Origin of the sequence: Nostoc sp. (assembly GCF_036917375.1) — a bacterium.
Lineage (GTDB): Bacteria > Cyanobacteriota > Cyanobacteriia > Cyanobacteriales > Nostocaceae > Nostoc.
Genome location: NZ_JBALDN010000028.1, coordinates 74,333 through 88,381, shown reverse-complemented (window position 1 = coordinate 88,381; position 14,049 = coordinate 74,333). Strand labels below are relative to the sequence as shown.

Sequence of the window (14,049 nt, the reverse complement as noted above, 5' to 3'; positions counted from 1 at the left end):
GGTATTTTTCGCGCAATCGCCTAGCTTCTCTGCTCGGAAAGGTGATTATTAAGAATTATGTTAACTTATCTTAAGATATAACAAATTTGGCGTGGCTGTCATGCTAAAAAAAGCTCCCTCATTAGCTGAAAACTATCATGGTAGGGATTACATTGTAGCGACCCTGAAGGCAGATGAACTGTATGAATGGGAATAATTTCCACCACACTATTAGTGTAGGCGATCGCTTCAAATCTCTGGACTAACTCGGCACTCCAAGTTTCTTCTCGTGCTGGCTGGTGGTGGTTTTGCAACCAGTTTACAAGTTGCGATCGCACTATTCCCGGCAAAATTCCGGCCTTCATTGGCGGCGTGTACCAACTGCGATCGCACCATCCCCAAAGGTTGCCTGTACTGGTTTCTAGCCAATTTCCTTGAGCATCGACTAATATTGCTTCTTGAGCATCTGAGCTAGTTTTTGCCAACCAAGCACTCAAATAATTTCCAGTTTTATGAGAGGGGAGAGAGCGAGAAAATTCTGAATTGGCAACAGCGCATAAAATACCATTCTTTTGTTTTTCTGTCAAATTTTGTGGTAATGATCTACCAGTTATCCATTCCCGTCCATCGGGAAAAAGGGTAATCCTGAGAACGGGAAAGTGTGCGAGAAGAATTTGAGCGCCTTGACGCAGACGGTTCCAATCGGGTTGCTGCCAACCAAAAGTTTGTAGTGAGAAGAGTAAGCGATCGCAATGTGCTTGCCAATTAGTTAAATTACTATCTAGGGAGTTCTCATAAACGCGCAATGTTGTAAAAACAGTTGCCCCATAAAGTAAACCCGGATCGTTAATGTTTAATTCTAGAGTTTGAGAGTGAATTAATTTACCGTCATACCAAAAAATATTATTTGTCACAATCAAATTGCTTATTGCTACAACTCCATTGAAAAGTGATGACTTGTAATGTTCATACGCTGCATGAGATAAAATCTGTGGGCTGCAAATCGTTGAACGCCAGAATCAAGACTCAGGTGTTTACACCCATGATTTCTGGCATATTCAATTAGCCACTGAAATAACTGTTGGCCATAGCTGTGTGACCGTTTCAACTCATCAACAACTAAATCATCAATATATAAAAATTTTCCCAATGCTAGACAATTAGCAATGCGAAATCCCGCTACTGCTACAGCTTGCTTTTCTACCTCCAAGAATGCAAGTTGATATCCTTCTTTGATTTGATATCGAACTTGTTCTACAAACTTAGTCTGTTCAAGGTGAGGGCGCAACTGAGAAATAACAGGAAAACACCCTAATATTTGAAAGTCAGATTCTGCCAATTGTATTGACATGGGTATTACCTTACTCAATCATGTATGAGGAAATTGAAATTAATTGAGTGAATATAATCTTCGATTACACTTGCAATAATTTAATCTTTAGGTGGAAATATAATTTTATTCGTACCTTCAGGAGTTGTAACTATTTTTCCTCCCAAAGCTTCGATTTCTCTAATTGCGCGTTTCTGAGTTCTTTCATCAGCATGATTATTTAAAACCATTGCCCATGTAGAAATTTGAGCATATTTACTGTTAGGATTTCGACTCAGAAATTCAGCAGTTCTTTGGGAAGTATTAGTTATAAGCTGACTCTCTGCATCTGAAAATTTACTTGCCCAGTTTGCCGCCGTTGCAAAAGACTGTTGGGCAGCTTTTGCATTGCCTAAAAATAATAACTCATCAACTCCTTTATAACGCCAAACATAATAAGATTTTTTGGGAACTGAGGGAGATATTGATTTTAAGCCTTTCTCTGCTAGTGCGATCGCACGTTCTGGCATACCAGCATATAATGAAGTACTGATCGAAAGACTGTGATACGCTGCTAAAAATCGCGGGTCACGTTCTAGAATAACTTCAAAATATTCTGGACTTAAACTGTAACCTGTTTTATCCCGAATTTCATCATCTCCAAAATATTGGAGAAAATTGAGATATACCAAATCTGCAATAAAGTTATCATAACCAAAACTAGGCGTTTTTTTAAGAAAATTCAGACGGATATTTTCAGCTTTTATTTCTTTTTTTAAACTTTCTAAAGAGGCAGATTGTTTTCTATTTATTAGTTTTTGCAATTGGGGCAATTGAATCAACCCAACTCCTAATATACACATAGAAATTATAAAAGGTGTAGCAAAAGCTTGACGAGATAACAACATATTTTCCTTGGCTTTGCGATCGCAGTCATATCATTGTATACATAGTGGTATACGAAAAGTCAGGTCTACTTGTGCGTCTAAGCTTTGCTACGTAAGATAAAAAAGTTGACTTAAATAAATTAATTTTATTATTTAGTGCTTATTAATACCTTAAGCTTATCTTGGCTTTGAGATATGCTTAGATATTCTTTGTATAAAAGCAATATCTAATTTATAGCGAGTGCAAGGAAACGCCCAAAAACTAATTAAAAAATTAATTCAGAATCAAGCTACTTAGGACAATGGGGAAACCCTACAGTAGTGCTGGAATCACTAGAACGCAGTTCTTCTAAAATCTAAAATGGCATTATTCTTTTTCTAGAATAAATTTGGATCTTCAAAAGCATAACTTTTTTTAGTAAAAATTTCTTAGAATATTAAGTTTTTTTGACTTTAATTACTTTTTTTTAGTAAAACCCTGAAAACTTTTGACATAACCTATAGTTGTGTCTTGTTTATATTTAAATCTGTTTGTAACCTCAAAAACATCATGGTGAATAATACTTTTAATCAAAACACAGAAACTAATGGTCAAGCCATAGACAATTGGGAAAGCAATAGTCAATCTAGCAAACCAAGTAGTGAATTTAAAATCAAAGTTAAGAAGCTGAATAGTAAGGGAGAAGGATTCAATATTGATGAAATTATTGATGCTATTCAAACAGCAATAGTTGAAGTTATCGAGCTAGAAATTACCACTTGGGTTCCAGAATCATCTACCCACTTAGAAGAACTAAAAGGGCAGCAAATTGCTCAAACAGGTAATCGAATACACACTACAATCAATCTAATTGATGGCGATATAACTAATGAAGTTGGTAGTCAATTTATTGGGAGTGGTCCATATACAGAACTTCGCGAATTTCATCTAACTCAAATCAAAGAAAGTCGGGAAATTATGCAAAAAAATATAGAAAGTTTGCATAAGTTGTATGGATTTTTTATAGAAATTATGAAATCTCGTAAAACTTCACAACAATCGCTGTCTCGTCCACAGTAATTATTGATATTAATTAATAGCTAGTAAGCCTAAAATACCTACAGAATAGGAATTTATCCAAACCTGTAGGTTAATTGCTTTAAAGAAATCAAGGAAATTATGACTATGCCTAACAAAATTCAAGAACAAGCCAAAGATTTGCTAGAGAAAGTAGTCTCATCTGTACATGAATTAGTTGATGATATTACAGCTTTAGAAATAAACACAATGGTTGTGGAGCAAATTACTGGCGCAAAGTTTAATGCTTGGCAAGCGTATGAAGAAATTTATTCAATAAATGATAAAGACTACTTTGATGTCAAAGGAATTCCCAACCCAGACGATTTATCAGAACCAGAAAAAACTCAAGCTAAAGAATTACGCAAGCGTTATACAAGTCTATTTTCGCAACTTGAAAGAGAATATTTTTTTATTCTACTTGAAAAAAGTAATGAAAGTAGTGAGCCAGACTCCAGAATAACTCAATATCAAGAACGTCTTAAATATCAGGTGGAACATAAAGCGAATATTCTTCCAACTGACGAGGTATACATAAAGTTAGCTCGGCCAATATTACCTGCTCCCACTCCTGTTACAGATCGAGAAGAAAATAATCTAAAAAGTTTACAGCAAAGGTGGAAAGAGATTGAAGAACTTTTAAATAATGATAAATTTATTCGTACCTTGCGGAAAATGTCTGAGCTAAAAGCGGCACTGAATAGTGGCAATATTACTACCGTAGATATTGATATTATTTATGCTCAAACTGTTATGCAATTAGATGGGGATATTATTAGTCGTTACCATAAAAAGCTATTTCAATTACCTGAAGGAGATAGAGATTTAATCCTCAAAATACATAATGAAGGGGTAGTTGCTGGAGAGAAACAGTGGCGTGGAACACTAAATTTTCTGATTGGTATTGTACAAAATATCGCAAAATTATCCCGACAATGAAAGCTGATAAAACACACACAGATCGTGAGGCTGATGCTCAACTCTCTTTCTTTGTGCAAATACCTCAAGGCACTCCTATTGAGCTTCAAATTAAGGTTGAGTCAGGACAGTATACTTTTTATCTAAATAAGACTATTTTAAAACAAATTGAGGAAGCGCGAGGAATAGGCTGTTCTTTATACATTCCGCCAAAATCACTAGCTTATATTTGGTACTACAACTGTTTTAGCAATCAGATTTGCTTTCATGAGAACACTATGCCATACAAGAAATTAGTAATTACTAAAAAAAACTTTAAAATATTTGACAATACTTTTATAGTAAGTTTTATCAAGTTATTCTGGAGTAAATCATTACAAAAAAAATCAACGTTACAGTATGGACTTACTTTTAATTCTTATTATAGAGAAGATACACCAGATTTATATCTATCGAAAGAACAAGATATTGTTTTACAAAGTAATGTTTTATTTTATGGTGACATAATTCACAAAATAAAGAGTGATTTTATCAAAAATACTGATTGCTTAAATATTGTTTGTTTGCATTATTGGCTTATTGAACAAATACTAAGCTGTCTTCGGACTAAATTAAATTTATTTTCTTGGGAACTAGCTTCGTTATTCCCTGCTACTTTTTTTATATGTAGATTAAACTTAGCATTTTCATTATCAATAGTTGCTGGGTTAGTAACATCTTTTGTATTTGCTACTATTCGCTATTGTCTGGTTAATCAGCTTTCAAAATGGACTTATATTAGTTCTCAATATCGCAATTGGCTGGCGTGGGGACTAACTTGTATCACTTCTAGTGTTTTTCTTTTTACTCCCACAGATTTATTTTTTTTGCTATTGTTGTCAATAAGTGGGCCATTATTACAATGGGTTTTTAGTTTTATTATAGGGCAAATTGGTAAAGGCTTTATGCGTTGGTTATTAGCTTAAAAATCGGGTGTGAGGCATTGAAAAAAATATGTTGTCATGAAAGACTGTTTTAAGAAAAAGATTATGGTAGCTGAAATATTCAAACAATATTACCTAAATTAAATCAGACTTTCTAATTACGTTTTAGCAACTGCCAACACTGTCCGGCGATCGCCCAATCTTCTTGAGTATGAATAACTAATACCCGTACTACTGAATCGGGTGTAGCAATATCCTCATCTACAGGTTGCTGTTGATTTTTCTCAAGGTCGAGTTTTAGTCCGATAAATCCAAAGGCTTCACAGGCGGCTTGGCGAATTTCTGGAGAGTGTTCGCCCACACCTGCTGTAAAAACTAAAGCATCTAATCCCCCCAAACTAGCAAGCATTGCGCCGATACCAGAACGCAAGCGATGCACGTAGATATCCCATGCCAGTAGAGCGCGGGAATTACCTTGAGACATCGCTTCTCTCACTTCACGCATATCACTAGATACCCCCGAAATTCCCTTTAAGCCAGAAGCTTTATTTAATACCTCATCCAACTTTTCTACAGAGTAATTGCAGTGCCGCAACAGGTAAATCAAAATCCCCGGATCGACTGAACCAGAACGGCTACCCATCATTAATCCGTCTAGGGGTGTGAATCCCATAGTGGTATCAATACTGCGACCGTTTTTAATTGCTGCTAAAGAGCAACCATTACCCAGATGGCAGATAATTAACCGCTCAGATGCGACATCTCGACCGAGAATTTGGACAGCACGTTCAGAACAGTATTGGTGACTAATGCCATGAAACCCATAGCGACGGATACCTTGCTCTACCCACTGATATGGGCCGGGATAGATTGCTGCTGCATCGGGTAAAGTGGCATTAAATCCGGTATCAAAGACTGCTACTTGAGTGACATCTTTTAAGATGTTTTCAATTGCTTCTATGCCTTCCACAGCGACTGGATTATGTTCGGGAGCAAGGTTAGACAGACCAGCGATCGCCTTTTTGACATCCTCCGTAATTACCACACTATCTCGATAATCCTCTCCACCATGTACTATCCGATGCCCCACCACATCGATTTCTGACAAGCGATCGATTACCTTGGTTGCATCACGATCGAGTGTATTGAGCATATAAATAAGGTGCGCCTGTGGAGAATCACCAGAGATTGATTTTTGTAGCGTTCCACCCGTAGCAGTTTTCACCTCAATTTCTGCCACACCCCGATTTTGAGTCCAGTTGATTTTTCCTTCCCAAAGGGGTTGGGGTGCTTGACTGGGAAGAGTTTTATCTGCAATTTCATACAGACAACTCTTTTGGCTACTCGATCCGGCATTCAGTACCAATATCTTCATAGTGACAACAGAAAAAGACGATTTCCTTTGATCGTGCCACTAGTTGTAGCTTCATGCTTAGTACAGTTTTGCGTAAAAGCATAGCGTTTTTAATTCAGGGGAACGCATTAACAACGACAAATAGACCATTTGTAGAGACGCGATTCATCGCGTCTTTACCCAAAGATGTATTGCAATCATTAATTGAATTGGTATCAGTTCTCATTTCGTAGGTTAATTGGACGGATGTCGCGGATTTTGAGGGTTCTTTTGCCTGCGTTATCGTCGTCATCAATTGTTACCAGGTATTTTACGACCGTATGGTTTGCATTTCCACCAGTCACGGTGACAACAAATGCTGAGTAACTGTTAGTGTTTGTGCCACAACCACTTCGGTCATGGAAGGTTTGATTCCATTCACCAATATGGACACCCTCGCCTCGTGGCTCATCACCACTTTGTTTAATTTCATTGAGGAGAGCTACTTTCAGTTGAGATAGCTTTGATTTTTTATCAGCAAGCATAAGTTTAAGAAAGCGATCGCGATTAAACTGGTCAAGGTTGCTGCCGTTGCTGCATTTATCTTCGTAGTTGGCCTCAGCTGAATTTGGGCTGGTCATTACCAGTGCTGGGATCTTGGGAGACTCAGAGGCGTGTCCAGAAGTTGTTGCTAGTGCCAGAACACATAAAGTAAAAAAACCAAAGCGCATTCAATTCTCCGAGCGTAAATTAGTGTGTCCAATCAAGATTAACTGCAACTGACACTAAAGGAGAGGATTTACTCGGTAGGCGTATGCAGCAAAGGGGTGAATTGAGCAGTGATACCGACAGTTACGAGTATGCAAGAAAGGAAACCCCCAACTGAAATCGTTATACTAACTGTGGGAGGCTGTTTATCTATCCAGCCAGATTCCATAGTTGTATTTTTTTATAGCTTGTTGCACTATGTCTTTCTTCAAAACCCCGCTGATTGGTTTAAAAGCTGACTCATTTCGTCACCCATTAGACCTGGAAGCTACCAGAGCGCTCAAGCAGATACCAGGCATAGATATGTTGGTGCGAAATTGGCTTGGGCCAATGGCAGAGCAAGTTTTTTATGTGGAAAATATTGCCTCTAGCATTTTGGTGGGTGAAAAGCAACTACCCGATTTATACAAGCTATTGTTAGATGCCTGTAAAATCCTGGATATAGATCCTCCCCAGTTGTACGTCCGGCAACATCCGGCTCCCAACGCCTATACTTTTGCTGTGCGGGGTAAGCAGCCTTTTGTTGTGCTACACACTTCGCTGATTGATATTCTCACACCAGAAGAAATACAGGCAGTAATCGCCCACGAGTTGGGACATCTCAAGTGTGACCATAGCGTTTACTTGACACCTGTAAATTTATTAATATTAGCTGCGGCGATTGTGCCCAATGTCGGTACTATCGTTGCCCAAGCCATACAGGCGCAACTTTTGGAATGGGTACGTTGTGCTGAGTTTACCTGCGATCGCGCCGCATTACTAGCAACCCAAGACCCGAAAGTGGTCATGTCCGTGTTGATGAAGTTGGCTGGTGGTTCTCCCACCTTAGCGCCCCAACTGAATCTCGATGCCTTTGTTGCCCAAGCCCGCGCTTACGATGATATTAGCAAGACAGAATTGGGTGAAATGGTCAAAGCTGCCCGTACAGCCCAATTAACCCATCCAGTGCCAGTGCTACGGGCGCGAGAAATTGACCGTTGGGCAAGCAGCACTGAATATCAAACTCTGTTGCATAGTCACGGACTGAAATCTACTAATAATAAAGTTGCACCCAAAGGTGGATGGCGCAATTGGTAGAGCTTCTATTTACAACCGTTTTTTCGCTACATAAGCACAAAATTGTTAATAGATAGTAAGAAGCGATCGCCAAAGTGCGATCGCTTCTCCTTTTCATCCAAAAATGCAAACTTCCCCTAGACTACATACAATAGACTTCTTGCATAAGTCGGGAAAAGGGGAAAGGGGAAGGGGAAAAGGTTCTGCAAAAGTCCCTTTCCCCTTTAACCTTTACCCTTTTCCCCCTCTTGCAAAAAGCACTTTTGCAAGAGGTCTAATACAGTTCGGATAAATATTTTGAACTCAGAATTACCTTTAGGGAAAAGGTTTAGTGGGTTTGGGTTAAAGGTTTCTTTTCCCCCTTTACCTTTGCCCTTTCCCCTTTCCCCCAACCGTAGTCACACTACAGATCCCTTTTGTCAACTAGAAGCTTTCACCGCCGCTTCTGCTTGGGAATGTAGCAACAAACCGTATTCCAAGCCCTCTACCACCGCTTGATAGGAAGCCGCCAAAATATTGGTGGAAACCCCTACCGTCGTCCAGCGTTGACGACCATTGCCTGATTCTACCAACACACGAGTTTTTGCCGCAGTGCCCGTATGTCCGTTGAGAATCCGCACTTTGTAATCTGTCAAATCAAAAGTTGCAATTTGGGGATAAAAGTTCACCAAAGCCTTGCGTAAAGCTGCATCTAAAGCTGCAACGGGCCCGTTACCTTCCGCCGCCTCCAAAATATTTTTCCCGTCAACAGCGACTTTGACTGTAGCTAAGGCATTGCTAGTTTCTTTCCCCTCAATCAAGTCGCAGTGGACTTGAAAACCTTTGACTTCAAAAAACTTTTGGCGACCTCCCAAAGCTTCGTGCATCAACAGCACAAAACTGGCCTCTGCTGCTTCAAATTGAAATCCTTCACTCTCCAAATCTTTGAGGCGCTGGAGAATTTCTCTAGCCTCTGCTTTTTGTTGATCCAATTCAATGCCAAAACTGCGGGCTTTGGCTAAAACATTGCTCAGTCCAGACTGTTCCGAAATCACGATGCGGCGACGATTCCCGACTTGTTCCGGCTGAATGTGTTCGTAAGTCAGGGGATTACGTTCCACTGCTGATACATGAATACCGCCCTTATGGGCAAAAGCCGAACGTCCCACAAAGGGAGCGTGTTCATCTGGCGCCAGGTTGACGACCTCACTCACAAAACGACTAGCTTCTGTAAGTTGTGTGAGCTGGTCTTCTGTGATACAACTGTAACCCGCCTTCAGTTGTAAATTAGGAATTAACGAACAGAGGTTAGCATTACCGCAACGTTCACCGTAACCATTAATTGTGCCCTGTACCATCTTTGCCCCTGCCATGACGGCGGCTATTGCGTTAGCAACCGCCATTTCCGAATCGTTGTGAGTATGAATTCCAATTTGGGGCATTGTCCTTTGTCCTACCCTGCGGGTTCGCCCTTGGCGTTCTCGTTCGCGCAGCGTCTCCGTCAGGAGAAGAGTAGCCGCTGGCGCGTCTATGTCCTCAGTCATTGTTTCTTGACAAGTGACGCCAGTTGCTTCAACGGAGGGAACCTCCGCAACGCACTGGCTCACTAATGACAAATGACTAATGACATCTTGAACAATTTGGCTAATTTCGTGGGGTAAAGTGCCACCATTGGTATCACAAAGGACTAGCCATTCCGCACCAGAGGCGATCGCAGCCTCTAATGTCTGTAAAGCATAATCTCGATTGTGCTTATAGCCATCAAACCAATGTTCGGCATCGTAGATAATGCGACGACCTTGAGAACGGAGGTACTCAATGGTGTCGCGAATCATCGCCAAATTTTCTTCTAGTGTCGTCTTGAGTCCTGTTGTCACGTGTAAATCCCAAGACTTGCCAAAAATTGTTACCCAACGAGTTCCCGCCGCCAAAATATCCTGTAGCATCGGTTCGGTGGCGGCAGTAGAGTTGGGGCGTCGAGTCGAACAAAAAGCGACAATTTCAGCTTGTTTGAGCGGATCTTCTTGAAGTTGCCAGAAAAATTGTACATCCTTGGGATTGGCACCAGGCCAACCACCTTCAATAAAGGGAATACCCAGTTGATCGAGTCTACGGGCAATGCGTAACTTATCTTCTATCGATACAGATAGCCCCTCGCGCTGAGTGCCATCCCGTAATGTAGTGTCATAGAGCCAAAGTTGAGGTGAGGAATTTGTGGTCATAAAACTGGGACCGACGAGACAACTTTCGAGGCAATGTGTCAATATACAACAAAAAGGCAGTTTGGCAATTTAAAAATGCCTAAAGTACTAGCAGAAGGTAAAACAATTAATTGCAATTAATTGCGAGCATGGAAGCAATCTCCGCAAGATTTTGCTGCAAAATGGTATTGACCTCTACAATGACGGTGCTAAGGTAATAAACTGTCGGGGCATTGGCAGTTGCGGTACCTGCGCGGTTAAGGTAGAGGGCAAAGTCTCAGCAGCGAACTGGCGCGATCGAGCACGGCGTTCGCTTCCTCCCCATTCTCCTACAACAGACTTGCGTTTAGCCTGTCAAACTCAGGTTTTAGGTGACGTGAAAGTGACAAAGTTTGATGGATTTTGGGGACAAGGTTCTCGAATAGTGTGGACACCAAAAGGTTAAAAAGGAGTTAAGACAAGATGGGTAGATGGACACCCTTAATTTTAATGGCTGGAGGTTTAGCCATTCTGCTTGGTACATTACTGGGCATCAACTTTCCGATGGGGGTACAAACTGCTAACGCTCCCAGTGACAAGAAATCAGAAGTCTTGCCAGCTAATATCAATGTTAATAGCAGTGCTGGCAGTAAGAATGAAGAAACTGCAACAGAAGGAAACGAAACAACTGAAACAAACGAAAACAGGCGTAGTATTGTAGCTCCAAGACCTGACAACAGGAGTAACGTTGCCCAAAATTCTAACGATGACTCAACATCACCTGCTGACAGTACAACAGACAACAATACAGATTCTTCACAAACAAGCACACCATCTAGCGATCCAAATCAAGGCAATGAACCAATTCGTGCCTTGTGGTAAAGATAGATCCGTCTTTAGTTACAAGTTATAAGTTATAAGTTAATGAGTTATTAGTTATGAGTTATTAGTTATGTACTAATGATAAATGGCTAATGATGGATGACTAATGACTAATGACTAATGATTAGTGAGACTGTGATTATTGGTGGCGGCGTTATTGGTTTAGCGATCGCCATTGAACTAAAATTGCGCGGGACAAACGTCACCGTGCTTTGTCGTGACTTCCAGGCTGCCGCTACCCACGCCGCCGCCGGGATGTTGGCACCAGATGCGGAAAACATTGCTAATAAGGCAATGCGTTCCTTGTGTTGGCGATCGCGTGCCTTATATCCCGACTGGACGCGCAAATTAGAAGAACTGACCGGCTTAAATACTGGCTACCGTCCCTGTGGTATCCTTGCACCTGTTTTTGAAGAGGCAGAGGGGCAGGGGGGCAGGGGAGCAGCACTTCGGCTACGCTCAGTGACCGGGGAGCAGGGGAGCAGAGGGGAAGGTCTTTCCTCCTCATCCCCGGCTTACTGGTTAAACAAAGAGGCAATTCATCAATATCAGCCAGGATTGGGAGCCGAGGTAGTTGGTGGTTGGTGGTATCCTGAAGACGCCCAAGTTGATAATAAAGCTTTAGCTCAGGTATTGCGGACGGCCGCTGAGTCTGTTGGTGTTGAACTTAAAGACGGTATTACAGTAGAAGCATTTTTACAGCAGCAGGGACAAGTGGTTGGCGTGCAAACTAATGCTGGAATAATTCGCGCCGCGCACTATGTTTTAGCTTCAGGTGCTTGGTCAAATGAATTGTTACCGCTACCCGTGCTACCTAGAAAAGGACAAATGCTGAGTGTGCGGATACCAGAAGTTTCGCCGGAATTGCCCTTAAAGCGGGTTTTGTTTGGACAGGATATTTACATCGTACCAAGATGCGATCGCCTGGTTATTGGCGCAACCAGTGAAGACGTTGGCTTTATGCCCAACAATACTCCAGAAGGTATTCAAAAATTACTACAAGCTGCCATCCGCCTGTATCCCCAATTAAAGCATTATCCCATCCAGGAATTTTGGTGGGGATTTCGTCCAACCACCCCTGACGAATTACCCATTCTTGGCACTAGTCACTGTCAAAATTTAACCTTTGCTACGGGTCATTACCGCAATGGAATTCTACTCGCGCCCGTAACCGCCGCTTTGATTGCCGATTTAATCTTAGAACAAAAGTCTGACCCCCTACTTGCTGATTTTCACTATTCGCGCTTCCAGTCCAAGTCATCTACCTCCACCCCAATGCTGACTCACTCTGCCAATTTCTCCAACGGACATCACTCTGCTATATCCCCACTCCCCACTCAAGACTCCCCACTAATTATCGCTGGCAAAACCTTCCAATCCCGCTTGATGACGGGAACTGGTAAGTATCGCAGTATTGAAGAAATGCAGCAAAGCGTCGCCGCCAGCGATTGCCAAATTGTCACTGTGGCAGTACGACGGGTACAAACCAAAGCTCCTGGACATGAAGGTTTAGCTGAAGCCTTGGATTGGACGAAAATCTGGATGTTACCCAATACCGCAGGTTGTCAAACTGCCGAAGAGGCGATTCGGGTGGCGCGTTTAGGGCGAGAAATGGCGAAATTATTGGGACAGGAAGATAATAACTTTGTAAAGTTAGAAGTAATACCAGACCTTAAGTATTTACTTCCAGACCCGATTGGAACATTGCAAGCAGCAGAACAACTAGTTAAAGAAGGCTTTGCAGTATTGCCCTATATCAATGCTGACCCCATGTTAGCCAAGCGTTTAGAAGAAGTAGGCTGTGCTACAGTCATGCCTTTGGCATCACCAATTGGTTCTGGACAAGGACTGAAAACAACTGCCAATATCCAAATAATCATCGAAAATGCAGGTGTGCCAGTGGTGGTAGATGCTGGTATTGGTTCACCCTCAGAAGCCGCCCAGGCAATGGAATTGGGAGCAGATGCTTTGTTGATTAATAGTGCGATCGCTCTTTCTCCAAAACCAGCAGCAATGGCTCGTGCCATGAATTTGGCAGCAGTCGCCGGTCGTCTAGCATACCTTGCTGGCAGAATGCCTATTAAAGATTACGCCAGTCCTAGTTCACCTCTAACTGGGACGATTACTAGTTAAAGAATGGGGACTGGGGAGGCAGGGAAGCAATACTGCTCGGTTAAAGGGAAAAGGGTAAGGGGAAAAGGATTGGAAGGTTGGATATATAAGGTTTTTTCCCTTTAACCTTTTCCCTTTTCCCCAAAACCCGACAAGTCTTGAGTAGGGTAGAAGTTGCAGTAAGTCTTTCCCCTCTGCCTCTTGTCCCCAATCTAAAATGTAACGATTTATCTAGCAGTTTAAGACCAGATTTAGCATTTATGTAACATTAAATTAACGATAAAGATAAAGGAATTCATTCATGCCCTATACCAATGAAGAAGGCGGTCTTCTGAATAATTTTGCCCGGGAACCAAAGGTTTATCAAGCAGAACCTCCTACGGAAGGGCAAAAGCGAACTTATCTCTTACTAGGAATTGCCGCTACAGCTTTGGTTGCCGGCTTGATTCTAGTCGCCTTCTTTGTTTCTAAGAGCAGCTGATCCTAAAACATTTTAAGAAAACTTCATCTTTTTTATAGTTTTTCAGGTTCCGATTTTAAGAGGGGCCTGCTTTTTTATTTTTTGTTAAAATTGAATTAGGAATCAAAGTATATAATTATACTTTATTGTTCCTACTTGAATTGAAGGCTCAATATATCCACAGCAGCACAACATCTACTTATTAA

13 protein-coding genes and 1 pseudogene are annotated in these 14,049 nt (G+C 41.3%); 8 read left to right on the top strand and 6 right to left on the bottom strand.

The window, feature by feature from the left end:
* Nucleotides 1-98: 98 nt before the first annotated feature.
* The 3 genes from V7K45_RS07425 to V7K45_RS07415 form a co-directional block, all read right to left on the bottom strand.
* Entirely contained in the window at nt 99-893 is a 795-nt protein-coding gene (locus V7K45_RS07425; protein ID WP_335001895.1) for an aminotransferase class IV, read from the bottom strand.
* 17 nt (nt 894-910) lie between these two features.
* Complete coding sequence (locus tag V7K45_RS07420) at nt 911-1,330, bottom strand: GNAT family N-acetyltransferase (protein WP_335001893.1); 420 nt, start codon at nt 1,328-1,330, stop codon at nt 911-913.
* A gap of 80 nt (nt 1,331-1,410) precedes the next feature.
* Nucleotides 1,411-2,196, bottom strand: coding sequence for a hypothetical protein (locus V7K45_RS07415; protein WP_335001891.1), 786 nt, complete (start codon nt 2,194-2,196; stop codon nt 1,411-1,413).
* 529 nt (nt 2,197-2,725) lie between these two features.
* On the opposite strand from V7K45_RS07415, the gene V7K45_RS07410 reads away from it, so the two are divergent.
* From V7K45_RS07410 to V7K45_RS07400, 3 genes are all read left to right on the top strand, one after another.
* Nucleotides 2,726-3,235 (top strand): hypothetical protein, encoded by a 510-nt coding sequence (locus V7K45_RS07410; protein WP_335001889.1) that lies wholly within the window; start codon nt 2,726-2,728, stop codon nt 3,233-3,235.
* Nucleotides 3,236-3,340: 105 nt separating this feature from the next.
* Nucleotides 3,341-4,171 (top strand): hypothetical protein, encoded by an 831-nt coding sequence (locus V7K45_RS07405; RefSeq protein ID WP_335001887.1) that lies wholly within the window; start codon nt 3,341-3,343, stop codon nt 4,169-4,171.
* Nucleotides 4,168-5,115, top strand: coding sequence for a hypothetical protein (locus tag V7K45_RS07400; RefSeq protein WP_335001885.1), 948 nt, complete (start codon nt 4,168-4,170; stop codon nt 5,113-5,115). The genes V7K45_RS07405 and V7K45_RS07400 overlap by 4 nt, the downstream gene beginning before the upstream one ends.
* 112 nt (nt 5,116-5,227) lie before the next feature.
* Here V7K45_RS07400 and V7K45_RS07395 read toward each other — a convergent pair whose 3' ends face one another.
* Together V7K45_RS07395 and V7K45_RS07390 are read right to left on the bottom strand one after the other, a co-directional pair.
* The gene (locus V7K45_RS07395) at nt 5,228-6,448 is read right to left on the bottom strand and encodes an acetate kinase (protein ID WP_335001883.1); all 1,221 of its coding nucleotides are present in this window, start codon (nt 6,446-6,448) and stop codon (nt 5,228-5,230) included.
* Nucleotides 6,449-6,642: 194 nt separating this feature from the next.
* Nucleotides 6,643-7,137, bottom strand: a complete 495-nt coding sequence (locus V7K45_RS07390) for a hypothetical protein (RefSeq protein WP_335001881.1) — start codon at nt 7,135-7,137, stop codon at nt 6,643-6,645.
* Between the two features lie 235 nt (nt 7,138-7,372).
* Here V7K45_RS07390 and V7K45_RS07385 point away from each other — a divergent pair, with 235 nt between their 5' ends.
* Nucleotides 7,373-8,251 carry a M48 family metallopeptidase gene (locus V7K45_RS07385; RefSeq protein WP_335001879.1) on the top strand — a complete coding sequence of 293 codons (879 nt, stop codon included), beginning with the start codon at nt 7,373-7,375 and terminating at the stop codon, nt 8,249-8,251.
* Nucleotides 8,252-8,649: 398 nt separating this feature from the next.
* On the opposite strand, the gene cimA is transcribed toward V7K45_RS07385, so the two are convergent.
* On the bottom strand, nt 8,650-10,431 hold the full coding sequence (gene cimA, locus V7K45_RS07380; protein WP_335001877.1) for a citramalate synthase: 1,782 nt from the start codon (nt 10,429-10,431) through the stop codon (nt 8,650-8,652).
* 75 nt (nt 10,432-10,506) lie between these two features.
* Between cimA and V7K45_RS07375 the strand changes: the two are divergent.
* The 4 genes and pseudogenes from V7K45_RS07375 (at nt 10,507) to psb34 (ending at nt 13,864) form a co-directional block, all read left to right on the top strand.
* Nucleotides 10,507-10,855, top strand: a pseudogene (locus V7K45_RS07375) (2Fe-2S iron-sulfur cluster-binding protein).
* A gap of 17 nt (nt 10,856-10,872) precedes the next feature.
* On the top strand, nt 10,873-11,271 hold the full coding sequence (locus V7K45_RS07370; RefSeq protein ID WP_335001875.1) for a hypothetical protein: 399 nt from the start codon (nt 10,873-10,875) through the stop codon (nt 11,269-11,271).
* 120 nt (nt 11,272-11,391) lie between these two features.
* Complete coding sequence (gene thiO, locus V7K45_RS07365) at nt 11,392-13,404, top strand: glycine oxidase ThiO (protein WP_335001873.1); 2,013 nt, start codon at nt 11,392-11,394, stop codon at nt 13,402-13,404.
* 280 nt (nt 13,405-13,684) lie between these two features.
* Nucleotides 13,685-13,864, top strand: coding sequence for a photosystem II assembly protein Psb34 (gene psb34 / locus V7K45_RS07360; RefSeq protein ID WP_322659602.1), 180 nt, complete (start codon nt 13,685-13,687; stop codon nt 13,862-13,864).
* The last annotated feature ends 185 nt before the right edge of the window (nt 13,865-14,049 follow it).

Coding starts and splice junctions, on each gene's coding strand:
- V7K45_RS07420 (WP_335001893.1), bottom strand. CDS start 1,330: ATGTCAATACAATTGGCAGAATCTGACTTTCAAATATTAGGGTGTTTT.
- V7K45_RS07415 (WP_335001891.1), bottom strand. CDS start 2,196: ATGTTGTTATCTCGTCAAGCTTTTGCTACACCTTTTATAATTTCTATG.
- V7K45_RS07410 (WP_335001889.1), top strand. CDS start 2,726: ATGGTGAATAATACTTTTAATCAAAACACAGAAACTAATGGTCAAGCC.
- V7K45_RS07405 (WP_335001887.1), top strand. CDS start 3,341: ATGCCTAACAAAATTCAAGAACAAGCCAAAGATTTGCTAGAGAAAGTA.
- V7K45_RS07400 (WP_335001885.1), top strand. CDS start 4,168: ATGAAAGCTGATAAAACACACACAGATCGTGAGGCTGATGCTCAACTC.
- V7K45_RS07395 (WP_335001883.1), bottom strand. CDS start 6,448: ATGAAGATATTGGTACTGAATGCCGGATCGAGTAGCCAAAAGAGTTGT.
- V7K45_RS07390 (WP_335001881.1), bottom strand. CDS start 7,137: ATGCGCTTTGGTTTTTTTACTTTATGTGTTCTGGCACTAGCAACAACT.
- V7K45_RS07385 (WP_335001879.1), top strand. CDS start 7,373: ATGTCTTTCTTCAAAACCCCGCTGATTGGTTTAAAAGCTGACTCATTT.
- cimA (WP_335001877.1), bottom strand. CDS start 10,431: ATGACCACAAATTCCTCACCTCAACTTTGGCTCTATGACACTACATTA.
- V7K45_RS07370 (WP_335001875.1), top strand. CDS start 10,873: ATGGGTAGATGGACACCCTTAATTTTAATGGCTGGAGGTTTAGCCATT.
- thiO (WP_335001873.1), top strand. CDS start 11,392: ATGATTAGTGAGACTGTGATTATTGGTGGCGGCGTTATTGGTTTAGCG.
- psb34 (WP_322659602.1), top strand. CDS start 13,685: ATGCCCTATACCAATGAAGAAGGCGGTCTTCTGAATAATTTTGCCCGG.